Annotated in this window: 18 protein-coding genes; 4 read left to right on the forward strand and 14 right to left on the reverse strand. The window is 68.3% G+C overall.

Annotated elements, in window-relative coordinates; genetic code table 11:
- Positions 1-25: 25 nt before the first annotated feature.
- From FBY20_RS17580 to FBY20_RS17635, 12 genes are all read right to left on the reverse strand, one after another.
- Positions 26-841 (reverse strand): anti-sigma factor, encoded by an 816-nt coding sequence (locus tag FBY20_RS17580; RefSeq protein WP_142053716.1) that lies wholly within the window; start codon positions 839-841, stop codon positions 26-28.
- Positions 838-1,368, reverse strand: coding sequence for an RNA polymerase sigma factor (locus FBY20_RS17585; protein WP_142053718.1), 531 nt, complete (start codon positions 1,366-1,368; stop codon positions 838-840). The genes FBY20_RS17580 and FBY20_RS17585 overlap by 4 nt, the downstream gene beginning before the upstream one ends.
- A 24-nt stretch (positions 1,369-1,392) precedes the next feature.
- Complete coding sequence (locus FBY20_RS17590) at positions 1,393-1,761, reverse strand: hypothetical protein (protein ID WP_056326478.1); 369 nt, start codon at positions 1,759-1,761, stop codon at positions 1,393-1,395.
- Between the two features lie 103 nt (positions 1,762-1,864).
- A complete protein-coding gene (locus FBY20_RS17595) occupies positions 1,865-2,329 on the reverse strand; it encodes a GNAT family N-acetyltransferase (protein WP_142053720.1) in 465 nt (154 codons plus the stop codon).
- Between the two features lie 96 nt (positions 2,330-2,425).
- Entirely contained in the window at positions 2,426-3,802 is a 1,377-nt protein-coding gene (locus FBY20_RS17600; RefSeq protein ID WP_142053722.1) for a DUF1501 domain-containing protein, read from the reverse strand.
- The gene (locus FBY20_RS17605) at positions 3,799-5,349 is read right to left on the reverse strand and encodes a DUF1800 family protein (protein WP_056326492.1); all 1,551 of its coding nucleotides are present in this window, start codon (positions 5,347-5,349) and stop codon (positions 3,799-3,801) included. The genes FBY20_RS17600 and FBY20_RS17605 overlap by 4 nt, the downstream gene beginning before the upstream one ends.
- Before the next feature lie 119 nt (positions 5,350-5,468).
- The gene (locus tag FBY20_RS17610) at positions 5,469-6,173 is read right to left on the reverse strand and encodes an SDR family oxidoreductase (protein ID WP_056326495.1); all 705 of its coding nucleotides are present in this window, start codon (positions 6,171-6,173) and stop codon (positions 5,469-5,471) included.
- Between the two features lie 80 nt (positions 6,174-6,253).
- The gene (locus FBY20_RS17615; protein WP_056326498.1) at positions 6,254-7,570 is read right to left on the reverse strand and encodes a sorbosone dehydrogenase family protein; all 1,317 of its coding nucleotides are present in this window, start codon (positions 7,568-7,570) and stop codon (positions 6,254-6,256) included.
- A gap of 48 nt (positions 7,571-7,618) precedes the next feature.
- Positions 7,619-8,047 (reverse strand): universal stress protein, encoded by a 429-nt coding sequence (locus FBY20_RS17620; RefSeq protein WP_142053724.1) that lies wholly within the window; start codon positions 8,045-8,047, stop codon positions 7,619-7,621.
- A 9-nt stretch (positions 8,048-8,056) separates the two neighbouring features.
- On the reverse strand, positions 8,057-8,482 hold the full coding sequence (locus FBY20_RS17625; protein WP_056326504.1) for a universal stress protein: 426 nt from the start codon (positions 8,480-8,482) through the stop codon (positions 8,057-8,059).
- Between the two features lie 83 nt (positions 8,483-8,565).
- Positions 8,566-9,384, reverse strand: a complete 819-nt coding sequence (gene murI, locus FBY20_RS17630) for a glutamate racemase (protein ID WP_056326506.1) — start codon at positions 9,382-9,384, stop codon at positions 8,566-8,568.
- A gap of 78 nt (positions 9,385-9,462) precedes the next feature.
- Complete coding sequence (locus FBY20_RS17635; protein ID WP_142053726.1) at positions 9,463-10,395, reverse strand: LysR family transcriptional regulator; 933 nt, start codon at positions 10,393-10,395, stop codon at positions 9,463-9,465.
- 136 nt (positions 10,396-10,531) lie between these two features.
- Between FBY20_RS17635 and FBY20_RS17640 the strand changes: the two genes are divergently transcribed.
- The 3 genes from FBY20_RS17640 (at position 10,532) to FBY20_RS17650 (ending at position 12,384) form a co-directional block, all read left to right on the forward strand.
- The gene (locus FBY20_RS17640; protein WP_056326511.1) at positions 10,532-11,110 is read left to right on the forward strand and encodes a chromate transporter; all 579 of its coding nucleotides are present in this window, start codon (positions 10,532-10,534) and stop codon (positions 11,108-11,110) included.
- On the forward strand, positions 11,107-11,631 hold the full coding sequence (locus tag FBY20_RS17645; protein WP_062838727.1) for a chromate transporter: 525 nt from the start codon (positions 11,107-11,109) through the stop codon (positions 11,629-11,631). Before FBY20_RS17640 ends, FBY20_RS17645 begins: the two co-directional genes overlap by 4 nt.
- A 69-nt stretch (positions 11,632-11,700) precedes the next feature.
- The gene (locus FBY20_RS17650) at positions 11,701-12,384 is read left to right on the forward strand and encodes a DUF1345 domain-containing protein (protein ID WP_142053728.1); all 684 of its coding nucleotides are present in this window, start codon (positions 11,701-11,703) and stop codon (positions 12,382-12,384) included.
- Here FBY20_RS17650 and FBY20_RS17655 read toward each other — a convergent pair.
- Both FBY20_RS17655 and FBY20_RS17660 read right to left on the reverse strand, forming a co-directional pair.
- A complete protein-coding gene (locus FBY20_RS17655; protein ID WP_142053730.1) occupies positions 12,353-13,633 on the reverse strand; it encodes an MFS transporter in 1,281 nt (426 codons plus the stop codon). The genes FBY20_RS17650 and FBY20_RS17655 overlap by 32 nt on opposite strands.
- A 52-nt stretch (positions 13,634-13,685) precedes the next feature.
- On the reverse strand, positions 13,686-14,444 hold the full coding sequence (locus FBY20_RS17660) for an SDR family oxidoreductase (RefSeq protein WP_056326519.1): 759 nt from the start codon (positions 14,442-14,444) through the stop codon (positions 13,686-13,688).
- 261 nt (positions 14,445-14,705) lie between these two features.
- Between FBY20_RS17660 and FBY20_RS17665 the strand changes: the two genes are divergently transcribed.
- Positions 14,706-15,662 (forward strand): GlxA family transcriptional regulator, encoded by a 957-nt coding sequence (locus tag FBY20_RS17665; RefSeq protein ID WP_056326522.1) that lies wholly within the window; start codon positions 14,706-14,708, stop codon positions 15,660-15,662.
- The last annotated feature ends 145 nt before the right edge of the window (positions 15,663-15,807 follow it).

The raw sequence follows: 15,807 nt of genomic DNA on the forward strand, positions 1-15,807 counted from the left end.
CGCGCGTAGCCCGCAGCGGGTGCGTCTAGCCCTGCAGCTGGCGGTAGACCTCTTGCGACACGCGCTGCAGCTCGTCGCGGCTGACGGCGCCAGAGAGCGCGTAGCCGAACTCGCCTTCGACCCAATAGAACACCCGCACGGGGCCTTCCTGCGTGAACTGGAAGGCAGTCTGTCCGCCGGCGGCTTCGCGGGTGACGTACAGCGTCAGGCGCTGGCCATCGGCCGCGCCATACATGAACTGCGCCACCGGACCGGCGCCGCCCGGCAGCAGCCGCCCGCCGATGAGTTCATAACCCGTTTTCGACAGCGACGGCGCACGCATCGGCGCGCCCATGCGCTTGGTCAGCCACGTCACCAGCGCCTTCTCGTTTTCGCCGCTGACTTCGACGGGCCGGCCCATGTCGGGCGCATACACCGCGTGGGCGATGGCGGCGCGCTGGGCATAGCCGCCTGCAGCCCGCTCCGGGCTGGCGGTGGCCAGCACCGTCTGCAGATGGCGCGCATCCACGGCGCCGCGCAGCATCCAGGCCGCGCTGGCGCTGACCACGGCGACGGCCACGCTGGCCGCCAACGCGCGCCAGGGCCACGTCCGCGCCGGCGCGCGCAGCGGCAAGCGCAAGGGAAGGGGTTCGTCCAGCACGGGGTCCAGCAGGGCGTGCAGCGCGCGGCGCTGCGCCTGCCAGTCGTCCACCCGGGTCTGGTCCTGCGGGTGCGCGGCCAGGAATGCGGCTACCTCCGCATGGCGCGTGGCGGACAACTGGCCGTCGGCATAGCCATGCAGGTCGGCTTCCGTGATGGGCGTGCCCGCGGCGGGAACCGGATGGAGGCGTTTGTCGGTCATGGCATTTCACGCGGGGAGGGAACGGGCCGCAGCCGTCTGGCGGGTTCGCGGCCCTGCATCAGCGCGCCGAGCTTTTCGCGGGCGCGCGAGAGCCGCGACATGACGGTGCCGATCGGCACCGACAGGATGCGTGCGGTCTCCTGGTAGGACAGGTCTTCGACGGCGATCAGCAAGAGAACCTCGCGCTGCTCTGCCGGCAGAGCCAGCAGGCAGCGGTCCAGGTCCCGCACTTCAAGCTGGTCGGTCTGGGTGGCGCGCACTGGCGCATCGGGCAGGTCGCCGGGCACCGTCTGGTCGCTGCGCCGGCCCGCGGCGCGCACGCCGTCGATGAAATGGTTGTGCATGATGCCGAACATCCAGGCACGCAGCTCGCCGCGCTTCTGCCAGCGGGAATAGCGGCTCCATGCGCGCTCCAGCGTGTCCTGCACGAGGTCGTCGGCGCGATCCGGGTCGCCCGTCAGCCCGCGCGCATAGCGGCGCAGGCTGGGGATGCAGGCCAGGATCTGGGCTTCGTCTTCGGCGCGCATGGGCTGATCAGGCAGGTGTCCGGATCAGGGTTTGACGACGTGCCAGATTTCCTTGAAGTTGTCGCCAGTCTTGTCGCCCGGCTTGGTGTCCTTGGCGAACAGATACAGCGGTTTGCCCTTGAAGGCCCATTGCTTGCTGCCGTCGTCGCGGGTGATGACGGTCAGGTCGCCCATCGGCTTGGCGTCGGCGGCGGCCATGGCGGGCGGCCAGGCCTTCGCGCATGCGTCGACGCAGACGCTCTTGCCCGCGGAGTCCTTGTCGAAGGTGTACAGCGTCATGCCGGCGCTATTGACCAGGATGCCGTCCTGGGTCTTGACGGCCTGGGCGTGGGCGCCGGCCGAGAACAGGGCGGCGCAGGCGAGAGCCAGGGCCGCGGCGGTGTGTTTGCGCATGGTGTGCCTCGTAGGTGGGGAGGATTTGGGGGGACTGCCCTCTACGGACGCCGGCCGGCGCCGCTTTATTCCGCGGTCCGGAAAAAAATGTGCCGCAAAGGGCTCAACCACCCGGCCGGACGGCGCCGGGGTCATACCGCATTTCGTGCTCCAGCTCGGTCTCCATGACAGGGGTAAAGCCCAACGCCTCGTACAGCCGCCGGGCGGGATTGCCTTTCAGGACGCTCAACGTGACGGGCGCCCCTTCCTGATCCGCGCGGTCCAGCACGCCGGCCACCAGCCGGCGGCCCAGCCCCTGGCCCTGAAAATCCGGATCGATCTGGATCTGCACGATGCGCCAGCCGGCGGCATCGCGGTAGTGCTTGAACAGCCCCGCGGGCCGCCCGCCCAGCCAGACGATCTGGGCGTCATCGAAGTGGTACTGGATGCGCGCCAGGTGCCCGGCATCGTCCAGCGACACGCCTGCACGCTCCAGATGCTCCGTCATCGTGCGCTTGCGCAGGGCCAGCAGGAACGGCACGTCTTCTTCGGTGGCGGGCTGGAGCGCCAGATCGGGAGGCAGGTTCATGGTGCGATGCGCAAGGACCGTGGAAACGCGCGCGCCGCCGAATGGCGGGGCGGGGTGTCTGAGGTTATAGATCGGAAGTGGGGGGGACGCTAGTGCCTACCCCGTCAACATCCCCAACGGCTCCGGCCCGAAGTGCCGCAGGTTCGGAAACACCGTCCGCAGATCGTCCCGGCTGGCGCCGAACCAGGCGCCCAAATCCGCGCCCAGCTGATCCACCGCTGTCGTGGGCAGCAGGCGGCCGTTGTCGACGAATCCTGGGCCGTTCAGGGCGATTTCCGGGTGGGCGCCGTAGCAGCGCCCGCCGTTGACCGCGCCGCCCATCACGAAGTGGTGCCCGCCCCAGCCGTGGTCCGAGCCGTTGCCGTTGGATCCCAGCGTGCGGCCGAATTCGGAGGCCGTGAAGGTGGTGACCTGATCGGCCACGCCCATGTCCGACAGGGCGTTCTGGAATGCCGCCAGCGCCTGGCCCAGTTCCTTCAACAACGCCGGGTGCGTATCGGACAGGCCCGTGTGGTTGTCATAGCCATTCTGCGAGACGAAGAACACCTGCCGCCGCGCGCCCAGCGTGTCGCGGGCCGCGATGATGCGCGCCACGATACGCAACTGCTGCGCGAGCGGCGACGAAAAATCGCCGGGCACGGCGACGTCGGCCAAGGCGGCGCGCAGGCGCGTGTCCGCCGAGATGGACTGGGCGGCGATGCGCGACATCTCGCGTTCCATCAGGTGTTCGCGCGGCTCGGTGATCAGTTCGCGCAGCAGGGCGGTGCAGGCGCTGGAGCCATACATGTCGCGATGCAGCAGGTCGATCTGCGTGGATCCGTTGATGCCCACGCGATAACCCGCCACCTTGCGGCCGGCCAGCAGCACCGTGCTGCCGCCCGCCGTGATGCCGGTGAAGGTGCGGTGCGCGTTCGCGCCCGCGAAAAGATCGGTCAGCCGGCCCGCCCAGCCCGAGGACGCGCCCTCGGGCGCCAGCGCCTGCCAGACCGACTGCTGGTCGTTGTGCGAGAACAGCTTGGGCGGCAGCGGCACGCGCGCGCCGATGTATTCGGCCTTGGTGGTGGGCACGATCAGCGGGCCGACGTTCAACAGCGCGGCCATCTCGCCGCGTTCGTACAGCGGGGCCAGCGGCGCCAGCGCGGGGGCCAGGGCGAACTGCATGCCGCCCTGGGTGTCCGCCTTGCCGCGCAACACGGTAGCGCGCAGCGCGTCGCGCGGCAGCGCGATGTCGCCGCGCGCGGCGGCGTAGGCGCGATACGACGACGGATCGTAGGGGACCAGCGTGTTGTACGGATCGTTGCCGCCGTACAGGAAGACGCAGACCAGCGCCTTGTATGCGGGCGGGGCGGATTGCGCCGCGGCGGCGCCGATCGCGGCCAGGTTCAGCGCCAGCGGAGCGGCGCCGCGGGTTGCGCCCAGCGCCATGGCGCGCAGGAGAAAGTTGCGGCGGTCGAGGCCTTGGCGGTCTGTCATTTCTGCACCAGGTATTCCGGGGTGGCGGCCACCAGCATGATGGCGGCGCGGACCCGGTCGCGCGGGCGGTCCGGCGGCAGCGTGGCCACGGCCTTGGCGATGGCGGCCGCGGTGCGTGCGCTGAAGGCGTCGCCCGCCAGCAGCAGCACCACGCGCGCCACCAGCGCCTCGGGGTCCTTGGCCAGCGCGATCTCGGGTGTGTAGGCGGTTTGCAGGTCCTCCCAACCGCGGTCCACGTAGATGGCCAGGAAATTCAGATAGCCCGCGATGCTGGTCTCGTCGGTGATCTGCAGCTCCGGCGCAACCAGGTGGCGCCGCGCAAGCTCGGTGACGGGCGGCACGTAGCGGGGCCGGAAGAAGTTGAACACCGACGGCGACCGCATCGGGCTCTGCGCCAGCCGGATCGTGTTGTCGGTCGTGTCGGGCATGGCCCATTCGCCGTTGGTCGAATCCGCGCCGAACGCGCGGGCCCATCCCGAAAAGCGCAGGATCGGTTCGCGCACCTTGCCCCAATAGGGCGAGCTCAGGTCCGGCTGGCGCGCCTCCGGGTCCAGCAGGATCGCGCGCACCACGGCCTTCAGGTTGCCGCGCTGGCCCTTCCCGTCGTCATTGAACACGGCCGACACGCGGCCCACGTACGCCGGACTGGGATTGCTGGTCACCATGCGCTGGATGAGCTGCATGCCGATGAAGGGTCCCACGTTGGGATGGGCGCTGATGACCTCCATGGCGCGCTTGAGCGACAGGTGGCCATCCGTGCCGGGCGGGATGACCGCGCCCAGGAAGCGCTTCTCCGACATCGAGTGCAGCGCGTTGTTCAGCGCCATGGGACGGCGATGAAACTCCACGTCCGTTTCCGGGCCGTTGATGTCCCAGCCGGTAAAGACCTTGGCCAGCCCCTGCACGTCGGCATTGGTGTAGGTTTCCACGGGCGCGCCGTTGACGAGCTTGACCGTGCCGTCCTGCTCCAGCGCCAGCAGGCCGATGCTGAACAGCTGCATCACCTCGCGCGCGTAGTTTTCGTCGGGATGGCGGCCCGTCCTGGGGTCTTCCTTGCGGTTGCCGCGATAGGTCAGCATGCAGCCCATCGACAGGTTCTGCGTCACCGCGGTCAGCAGGTCCTGGTAATTGCCCAGGGCGTGCCTGGCCAGCAGATCCATGAAACCGGCCGCGCCGAAGAGCGGCCACGACGCCGTGATGGCGGACACGCCGACGACGAAGATCTCCGACAGCGAAAACGCGACCCGCGTGCGCACCTGGTCGGGCGCGCTGATGAACTTGCGCCACAGCGTGGATTCCAGCGGCGCATTGATGCCGTTGCCCTTGAAGGCCTCGGTGTTGCGGTTTTTCTGGAGCAGCCAGTCGAAATGCGTCTGCGATGGCGGCATGTCGAGCTGGGCGTCCAGCCAGGCGGCATAGCCGACCCGCACGACGGCGTCGATGTCGGCCGGCGTGGGGCCGAAGGTGGCCTGCGCCAGAAAGCGCGAGGCCTGGCCGGGAGTCGGGGGGGCGGACTGCGGCGCAGCCGCTGACGATGTAGCGGACATGCGCCAAACACCTCGTCGAATGTGAAAACCTACGGTACTAAAAGCCCGCCGGGGCCTTCAATACCGTCATTCGGACGAGGGACTACGCCAAATGCATGAGGCCGGCGATCCCGCGCGCGTCACACGGAGCGCGTGATGCCGCCGTCGATGCGGATGTTCTGGCCGGTGATGTAGGACGACGCGCTCGACGCCAGGAACGCGATCAGGTCCGCCACTTCCTGCGCCGTGCCGTAGCGGCCCATCGGGATGCGCACGCGGCGGTCTTCCTTTTCGGGCAGGCTGTCGATGAAGCCCGGGAGCACGTTGTTCATGCGCACGTTGTACTGCGCGTACTCGTCCGTGAACACCTTGGTGAAGGCGGCCAGCCCGGCGCGGAACACGCCCGACGTCGGAAACAGCGCTTCCGGCTCGAACGTGGCATAGGTGGAGATATTGACGATGGCGCCGGATTGCTGCTGCTTCATCACCGGCGCCACCAAGCGGGTGATGCGCACCACGTTCAGCAGGTAGAACTCCATGCCCAGGTGCCAGTCGTCGTCGCTCAGTTCCAGCAGCGGACCCTTGGGGCCGTGGCCGGCGCTATTGACCACCGCGTCGACGCGGCCCCACTTCTGCAGGGTGGCGTCCACCAGGCGCGACAGGTCTTCGGGCAAGCGGTTCGACCCGGTGACGCCCAGGCCGCCCAGTTCCTGCGCCAGCGCCGCGCCCTTGCCGGACGACGACAGGATGGCCACGCGGTATCCGTCCGCCGCCAGCTTGCGCGCCGCCGCCGCACCCATGCCGCTGCCGGCCGCCGTGAGGATCGCCACTTTTTCCGTGCTCATGCTCGCTCCAGTCTGGAATTCGGGAGCAGCCATTGTAGGGGCGGGCATGCGCTGCGCACAGCACCTGCGCGGGGGCGCGTCTACGGTTTGGCGGCCACGCGCCAGACCACATTGCCAACGTCGTCCGCCACCAGCAGGCCGCCCTGCTTGTCGATCGCCACGCCCACCGGCCGGCCCTGCGCCTGGCCGGACTCGTCCAGAAAGCCGGTGAGCACGTCCTTGGCCGGCCCGCCGGGCTGGTTCTGGTCGAAGGGCACGAAGATCACCTTGTAGCCGCTGCGCGGATCGCGGTTCCACGAACCGTGCTGGCCCACGAACATGCCGTGGGCATAGGGCTCGGGCAACGTGGTCCCGCCCGACCACGCCAGGCCGAGCGATGCGGTGTGCGGGCCCAGCGCGTAATCGGGCACGATTGTCTGCGCGACGAGATCGGGCCGCGGCGGCTGCACGCGCGTATCGACGTGCTGCCCGAAGTAGCTATACGGCCAGCCATAGAAGCCGCCGTCGCGCACCGAGGTCATGTAGTCCGGCACGAGGTCGCTGCCCAGCTCGTCGCGCTCGTTGACGGCCGTCCACAGCGTCTTGCCGTCCGGGGCCCAGGCCATGCCGACCGGATTGCGCAGCCCCGTGGCGTACAGCCGCTTTTGCCCGCTGGCCACGTCCAGCTCCCAGATGGCGGCGCGGCCTTCCTCGATGTCCATGCCGTTCTCGCCCGCGTTGCTGTTGGACCCCACAGACACATACAGCCGGGATCCGTCCGGGCTGGCGATGAGGTTCTTGGTCCAGTGGTGGTTCAGGCCGGCGGGCAGGTCGGTGACCTTGACGCCCGGCGCCGTGATGCGCGTCTGGCCCGGTTCGAAGGGAAAGCGCACGACGGCGTCGGCATTCGCCACGTACAGCTGGTTGCCGACGAGCGCCATGCCGAACGGCGAATTCAATCCTTCCAGCAGCGTCGTGCGCGTTTCCGCCACGCCGTCGTGATCGGCGTCGCGCAGCAGCGTGATGCGGTTGGCGCTGTCGGTCTTGGCGCCCGCGCGTTTCATCACCAGGCCGGCGGCCCATTGCTTGATGCCGCCCGGCGCGTCTTCGGGCTTGGGCGGCGCGTTGGTCTCGGCGACCAGCACGTCGCCATTGGGCAGCACGTACAGCCAGCGCGGATGATCCAGCCCGGTGGCGAACGCCGTCACGGTTAGGCCGTCCGCGGGCTGCGGCTGCGCGCCCGGCTTCCAGCCCACGGCCTTGGCCGTGTTCACCGTGGGGATGAGTGTGGTGTTGGGGGGCGGCAGCTGAGGCGTGGGCCCCATGCCGGCTTCGACGGGCAGCTTGGCGACCTCGCCGCAGGCGCTGAGCAACGTCAGCGCCAGGGCGGCCGCCAGCGCGAAACGCAGGTGGACCATGATGGGGATTCCAGGGCTTGCAATTCGCCCCATCATACCCAGGCGGGCTTACTTCACCAGTGTGACCGGCACCTGCGCCAGCTGCACCACCTGATTGGCCACCGAGCCGATCAGGATGTTGGTCAGCTTGCCGTTGCCGCGCGTGCCCATGACGATGCGGGCGCAGCGGTGGTCCTGCGCATAGCCGGCGATTTCGGCGGGCGCGTTGCCAAAGATCACATGGCTGACGTAGTCCACGCCGGCCGTGTCCAGCAGCTTGCGCGCGGCTTCGGTGGCTTCGCGGCCTTCGCGGGCGTAGAAATCGTCGATCATGTCCTGCGTGATCAGGCGCGACAACCCGGCGCGCCCGCGCGGCGGTGTCTGGATGTTGATGAGGTGGATGCGCGCGGATGTTGCGCCCTGCGCCAGGCGGCGGGCATAGTCGACGGCGCGGTCCGCGTTGTCGGAGCCGTCGACGGGAACGAGAATGTTCAGCATGGCGGCTCCTTACTTGACCAGCGTGACAGGCAGTTCGGTCAGGGACAGCACGCCCGTGGCGACCGACCCCATGAAAAGCGCCGACACCGAACCCAGGCCGCGTGTCCCCATGAAGATCTCGTGGGCGCCGGTTTCATCGGCCACGCGCGTAATGGTCTCGGCAGCCGCGCCGGCCTCGATGTGTATGTCGAACGGGACGCCGGCCTGCGTCAGCAGCGCGCTGGCGGCCTGCACCGCGGCCTCGCCTTCCTCGTGGTGATAGGCATCGATCTCTTCCTGCGACAGGCCGCTGCCGAACGCGCCGGCCTTCAAGGGCATCTGGACCGTCAGCAGGTCCACGCGTTCGACCGGGTCGTAGCGGCGCGCATCGAGCAGCGCCTTGACCGCGTTCAGGGAAGTTTCCGAACCATCGACGGGAATCAGGATGCGTTTCATGGCGTCTCCTTGCGGGCCGTGGGGGCGTGCGTTCCACTGTATCTCACATTCGCCCCGCCGGCGCCTCCGGGCGCTGCGGCAGATCAAGCGGGGCGCAGTCCCCGCCACGCGTCGGGCACCGTGCCGGCCGGCATGGGCGTACCCAGCAGGCGGCTTGCCAGCTGCGCCAGCGCGTCGGCGTCGCCCGTGGTCTGCAATTGCAGGGCGCCCGGGCCTTGGATCGCCAGCAGGCCGCGTTCATGCAGCTGGTGGCGCAGCCAGCGGGCCACCGGGGCGCCCGTCTCCAAGAGCGGCACGCCGGGCCCGGCGGCGTCCTGGATCACGTCGCGCAGGAAAGGAAAGTGCGTGCAGCCCAACACCAGCACGTCCGCCCCGGCCTCGCGCAGTTCGGCGACCGGCCCGCGCACGGCCTCGGCGGCTTCGGGGCCCGAGAGCAAGCCTTGCTCGACCAGCCGCACCCATTGCGGGCAGGGCCGCAGCACGATGCGAACCTCGGGTGCCTCGCGTTGCACCAGCGCGGCGAACTTGGGGCTGGCCAGCGTCCCGGTCGTGGCGAAGACGCCCACCACGCCCGTGTGCGTCAGGTGCGCGGCGGGCTTGATGGCCGGTTCGACGCCGATGATGATGAGCGCCGGATGGCGCTTGCGCAGCAGCGCGATCGCCGCGGCCGTGGCGGTGTTGCAGGCCACCACCATGGCGCGGGCGCGCTGCGACACGAAGTAGTCCGCGATGGCGCAGGCGCGTTGCTCGACGAAGGCCTGGGTCTTTTCCCCGTAGGGCACATGGGCGGAGTCCGCCACGTAGAGTAGCGGCTCGTGGGGCAGCAGGTCGCGGATCGCCCGGACGACGCTCAGCCCGCCGACGCCTGAGTCGTATACGCCGATGGGGGATTCGGAATGCATGGAAAGTCGGGGGTCATTGCAGGATGCGGTGGCGGCAAGTGTAGCGCCGGGGCAGGGCGGACCGAAGGCGGCCCCGCGTCAGGGGCTTTCGCCCGCCCGGGGTTCGTCGCGCTGGCGCCGCGCTTCGTCGATCAGCTTGCGGGCGGCGCCGGACAGGGGCGCGTCGCGCCAGATCAGGTTCAGCGGCGCGCGCAGCGCCGCCGGATGGGTGACGCTGACATACACCACGCCCTCGATGTTCACGCGTCGCAGCGACGCGGGCACCAGCGACACGCCCAGTCCCGCGGCGACAAAACTCAGGGTGGACAGCATGCGTGGCGCTTCCTGCGTGACGCGGGGGCTGAAGCCTTCGGCGCGGCATGCGCTGATGATGGCGTCGTACAGCCCCGGGCCGCTGTGACGCCGGTACAGGATCAGCGATTCGTCCGCCAGCTCCGACAGCGATATGCGCTTGCGCGCGCGGCCCCTGACGGCCGGGTGGTCGGCCGGAAAGGCCGCCAGCATGGCTTCCTCGAGCACGGTTTCCATTTGCACGCCCGGGTCCGCGCCATGCGCGCCGCGGATGAACGCGACATCGACGCGCCCCTCGGCGACCGCCTCGCGCAGCTCGCCCGTGCTGCTTTCTTCAAGCACCAGATGCACGTGCGGCGCGCTTTCGCGGAAACGCCGGATGACCGACGGCACGAACGGATGAAACGCCGCCGAGCCCGTGAACCCCACCGTCAAGCGGCCCGCCTCGCCCTGAGACACGCGCCGCACGCCGTCCACGGCCTGGTCCACCAGGGCGATGATGTTGCGCGCGTCTTCGAGCAGCGCGCGCCCGCTTTCGGTGAGCTCCATGCCGCGCGGCAGCCGGTGAAAGAGCGTCACGCCCAGCTCCGCCTCCAGCACGCGGATCTGCTGGCTGAGCGGCGGCTGGCGGATGCCGAGCCGGGCCGCGGCCTTGGTCAGATGGGATTCCTCGGCGACGGCCAGGAAGTACCGCAACAGCCGCAAATCAACGCTTGCCATATTCTGTGGATATGAGTTTTTGACGAGTCATATATTAGACATTATCTGACGCGAGGAGTAGCCTGCAATCTCGTGATCCACCCCCGGCGCGTTCCCCGCGCCAGCTCCCTTAGCCGGTTCCGCGCCGGCCACAATAATGACGAACGCAGCACTCTCCACCGACGAGGCCGGCTTACGGCCTCCCCCCACTTGCGGCCAGCTGTTCCACGGTTTTCTGATGCTGGGCCTGACCGCCTTCGGCGGCGCCTTGCCCCTGGCGCGGCGCATGGTCGTCGAAAAGCACCGCTGGCTGACCGGCGCCGAATTCACCGAACTGCTGGGCCTGTGCCAATTCCTGCCGGGCGGCAACATCATCAACCTGTCCGTCGCCCTGGGCATGAAATTCCGCGGCCCGCGCGGCGCGTTCGCCGCGCTGATGGGCCTGATCCTCGCGCCGTCCATCATCGTCGTCATGCTGGGCATGGTCTATGACCGTTTCCAGAACGATCCCGACATCCAGCATCTGTTTGCCGGCCTGGCGGCGGCCGCGGCCGGGCTGCTGATTTCCATGGCGGTCAAGATCGGCATGCCGGTCGTCAAGCGCCGCGATTGGCTTGCGGGTGTGGTCGCCACCGCCTGTTTCATCGCCATCGCCGTCCTGCGCATCCCGCTTCTGCCCACGATGCTGGTGCTGACGCCGCTCAGCATCCTGATGGTCTGGAGGCAACGCCGATGATCCATACCCTTGTCGCCCTCGTCCTCATTTTTTCCGAACTGTCCGTGCTGGCCTTCGGCGGAGGCAACACTATCCTGCCCGAGATGCAGCGCCAGGTCGTCGAGGTCCACGGCTGGATGACGGCCGCCGACTTCTCCGCGCTCTTTGCGCTGGGCCAGGCCGCGCCGGGGCCCAACCTGATGGTCGTCACACTGGTCGGCTGGCACGTCGCCGGCCTGCCGGGCCTGCTGGCCACGACCATCGCCAAGTTCGGCCCGTCGTCCCTCATCACCGTCCTCGCGCTGGGCCTGTGGGAAAAATTCAAGGACCGCCCGTGGCGCGGCGTCATCCAGGCGGGCATCTTCCCCATGACCGTGGGGCTGGTCGCCGCCAGCGCCTCGCTCATCACCGAGGCGTCCGTGCACACCTGGCTGCTGGGCGCGATCACCGCCGTCGTCGCCATCCTGGGCAGCGGCACGCGCATACATCCGCTGTGGCTGCTGTTCGGCGGCGCGCTGGCCGGTTTGCTGGGTATCGGTTAGCGTAGGGACCTATCGCGGGACCGCCACGGGCAACACGCCCCGGCCCCGCGGCGCAGACAGGAGCCCGCCATGCAGCCGCTCAAAGATGACAGCGCCGGAAACGCCTCGAACGCCGACCGGCTGCCGTTCTTCCATGCCCATCGCCGGCTGATGCTGTGCGCCGGCCTGCTGCTCGCGGTCGCGGGCGGGCTGTACGCAGCCGGCCTGCCGCCCAGTCTGGCCATCCTGCTGGGCTTTGACGCCGGGGCGCTGATCTTCCTGATCCTGACCGCCCGTGTGTTCGGACGCACCAGCGCCGCCGCCATGCGCCGGCACGCCCGCCAGCACGACGTCGGGCGCGGCGGCGTCCTCTGGAGCAGCGTCGCGCTGTCCTGCATGGTGCTGGTCGCGTTGTGGGTGGAAATGCGCGCGCAGAACAATGTGGGCGCGGTGGTCGACATGCTGGCCGCGGCCGTGACCATCGTGCTGTCGTGGCTCTACATGAACATGATCTTCGCACTGCACTATGCGCACGGGTATTACGGGCATGAAAACGCCATGCACAAGGGCCTGGATTTTCCGGGCACGGACGAGCCCGACTACTGGGACTTCGCGTATTTCTCGCTGGTGCTGGGCATGACCTTCCAGGTGTCGGACGTGCAGATCGTCAACCGCCGGTGCCGCCGCATGGCGATGACGCACGGCGTCATCGCGTTCTTCTTCAACGTGTTCATCATCGCGATCAGCGTGAACGTGGCGGCGGGGCGGGCGTAGGATCGAGGGGTGCTGCGTCCTGCCCCGGAGTCTGGCGGCGCTTATCCCACACAAACGCCGCGGCCTGCGCCATCGCGGCCACCAGTCCAATTGCCCAAATTGCACCGGCGCCAAGGATGGCGGCGCCCAGCGCGCTGCCCACCGAAAAGCCGAAATACATCGTCGACGTATTCAACGCCAGTGCAACCGGCGCCTGTCCCGGGGCCCCCGCGCCGATAAGGCGTGCCATCTGCGCGGGAAAGAATGACCAGACTGTGAAGCCCCACAGGAACACGGCGATCAACACGGGGGCTCGCGCGGCGGACGCAGGCAGCGCCGTTGCCAGCGACAATCCCAGGAACGCCAGTCCCAGCATGGTCAGCGACACCTGTACCACGCGATTTGCGCCCAGCCTGTCGGTCAGCGCACCGCCCGTTGTCACGCCGAGCGCGGCCGCCACGCCCCAGAGCGATATCGTCGCGCTGATGGCGGCGTCTCGAAATCCCAGCACGCTTGCCAAGTACGGTGCGAGGAACGGGTATGCCGTGAACGCGCCAATCGCCCAGAAAAGGCTGACCGACAGCAATCGCAGTATCGACGGTTGGCGCACGACTGCAAGACGCTGCCGAAACGTTGCGACCGCAATACCTGTTCCTGCATCGGCGGCGATGCCCACCCCGATGCCGGCGATGGCCACCAGGCTCATCACCGCGACGATGGAGAATGTGGCGCGCCAGCCCAGAAAGTGACCGGCCACCGCGCCCAGCGGCAGGCCTAGCGCAATGGCCAACGTCATGCCGGCGCTGACGATGGCCAGCGCCTTGCCCCGCCTTTCAGGCGCTACGATTACGCCGGCCAGCGCATTTGCGCCGGGCACGTACAAGCCAGCTGCCACCGCCATGACGACCCGCGCCGTCATCAGCGTCCAGAAGGTGGGCGACCAGGCAGCAAGCACGTTGCCCAAAGCGAACAATCCCATGGCGAGCTGCAGGGCCGCGCGGCGATTCCAACGTGCGGTCAGGACGGTCATGATGGGCGAGCTGACCGCCAGCGTCAGCGTGAACACCACGATGAGCGACGCCATCTGCGGGACCGTCATACGGAAATCCGCCGCCATCGTCGGCAAAAGCGGTGCAATCATGAAACCTTCCGTGCCGATGGCGAAGGTGCCGAGCGCCAGAAAGCCGGCCGGCAGCAGTTCTGCGCTGCGGCTCGCTGCCGCGGCTGTGCCCGCCGGCCCGGAGCTTGCGATATCCAATTTTGTTGTCATGGGATCTTTCCAGAGGGGGCGGCGCCCACGGGGGCGCCGCGTGCCGGCCGCGTCAGACCGGAATCGGTTCGTCCACCAGGCTTTGGTTGAACGCATGCACGAAGGCGTGCTCATTCGACCCAGGGTTGTCGCGCAGCGGGCGAATGGCCTGGACCAGCACCTCGGGCGCGTCGGACCCCAGCCCTTGCATCGTCTCGGCGATGAACGCATCCAGCGGCATGGCGCGCGGATCGCCGCTTTTCTTGATGAGGTCCGTATCGACCCACGGCGGGGCAATTTCCTGCACCGTGATGTTGGTGTCGCGCAGCATGAACCGTTGCGACAGCGCGTACGAATGCAGCGCGGCCTTGGAGGCGGAATACACCGCGTTCGAGGCGATCGGCACGTAGGCGAGGATCGACGTGTTGTGAATGATCGTCGCGCGCGCCTGGCCCTTCAGATGCTCGATGAGCGCGGACGTGAGGCGGATCGGACCCAGCAGATTCGTTTCCAGGATCCGCTGCGACACGGCGTCGTCGATCGTGGACGAGGGGTCGTCGAACGGCATGATGCCGGCGTTATTGATCAGCACGTTCAGCGACGGATATGTTGCGATCAGCGTCTTGGCGACGCGCTCGATGTCCTGGGCGTCGGAGATATCCAGCGCGATACCGTCAATGCCCGGATGCGCTGCGGCGATGTCGTCCAGCAGCGCCTCCCGGCGGCCGGCGACAATGACCTTGTTGCCCAGGTCGTGAAGGGCGACGGCCAGCGCGCGGCCGATGCCGGAGGTGCCGCCGGTGATGAAGATGGTGTTCTGGGTCAGTTGCATGCGGGTGCCTCGGTGGGGGGAGCGTCTGCATTGGAATCAGATCGCGGTGCAGCCACTATGCGGCAGATCGGTTTTGTCTCAAATGTCAATAAAGCGTCGATTTAAGACATAAGGTTCTGCAAGGCTTGGTCCAGGCTGGCGGCCGGACTGAAAAGCTTCCCGTGGAATGGGGAGGTTGTCGCCTTAGAAACGATTCGCTCATTGACGTCTGCCGATGGCTTTAATAGCCTATATCCGTCAATTACTGTCACGGATACGCGCATGCGCCAGATCGGCCTCATTCTCGAAGACGGTTTCCAGGTGATGGGCCTGGCCGCGCTGGCGGCCTTCGAGTTCGCCAACATCGCGCTGGAGCGCGACGGATACCGCGTGACCATCCTGTCGGAAGGAGGCGGCATCATCCGCTCGACCATGAACGCGGGCATCGAGACGGTGGCCCTGGGCGTCATGCCCGACACCCTGATCGTGGCGGGCGAGTTGATGCCCCGGCCAATCACGCCCGGCCTGGCGCGCTACATGGCGCGCGCCGCCACCGAAGCGCGGCGGGTCGCGGGCGTGTGCACGGGCGCCTTTGTCTTGGCCGAGTCGGGTCTCTTGAATGGCCGCACGGCCACCACCCATTGGGCGCATGCACGCACCCTTCAGGACCGTTTTCCCGAGGTGCGCGTCGACCCCGACCGCATTTTCGTGCGTGACGGCAACATCTGGACGTCCGCCGGCATGTCGGCCGCCATCGATCTCGCCCTGGCGCTGATCGAAGACGACCACGGCGCGGCGCTAGCCCGCGATGTGGCACGGCGGCTGGTCGTCTATCACCGGCGCCCGGGCGGCCAATCCCAGTTTTCCGCCTTGCTGGAACTGGAACCGCGCTCCGACCGGGTGCAACGGGCGCTGGTCTATGCCAAGGAACACCTGCGTAATCCCTTGACGGTGGACGAGTTGGCCGAGGCGGCGCGCCTGTCGCCGCGGCAGTTCAGCCGTGTGTTCCGCGAGGAGACGGGGCATTCCCCCGCCAAGGTGGTGGAGCTGCTGCGGCTGGAGGCGGCTCGCGCCATGCTTGAAGCCGGACGGCATTCGCTGGACATCGTGGCGCGGGACACCGGCTTTGCCGACCGCAACCGCATGCGGCGGGCGTTCCTGCGCGCCTATGGCCAGCCGCCCAGCGGGGTGCGGCGCGCGGGGCGAATGACCGCGCCGGATGACCCGCCGCCGCCGTGAAACTGTCATTGAGTTGAACGCGCGGGCGCCGTAGCGCAATGTCGCTGACTCCCGGATCGTTGTGATCTAACATGCGCCATTCCCGCTAGCCGCGCATGCGGTATCCACGTTCACACGGTTGCCTTGCACTCTCCATCACCCGCGA

Source organism: Achromobacter sp. SLBN-14 (assembly GCF_006715415.1).
In the GTDB taxonomy this organism is placed as follows: Bacteria; Pseudomonadota; Gammaproteobacteria; order Burkholderiales; family Burkholderiaceae_B; genus Achromobacter; species Achromobacter mucicolens.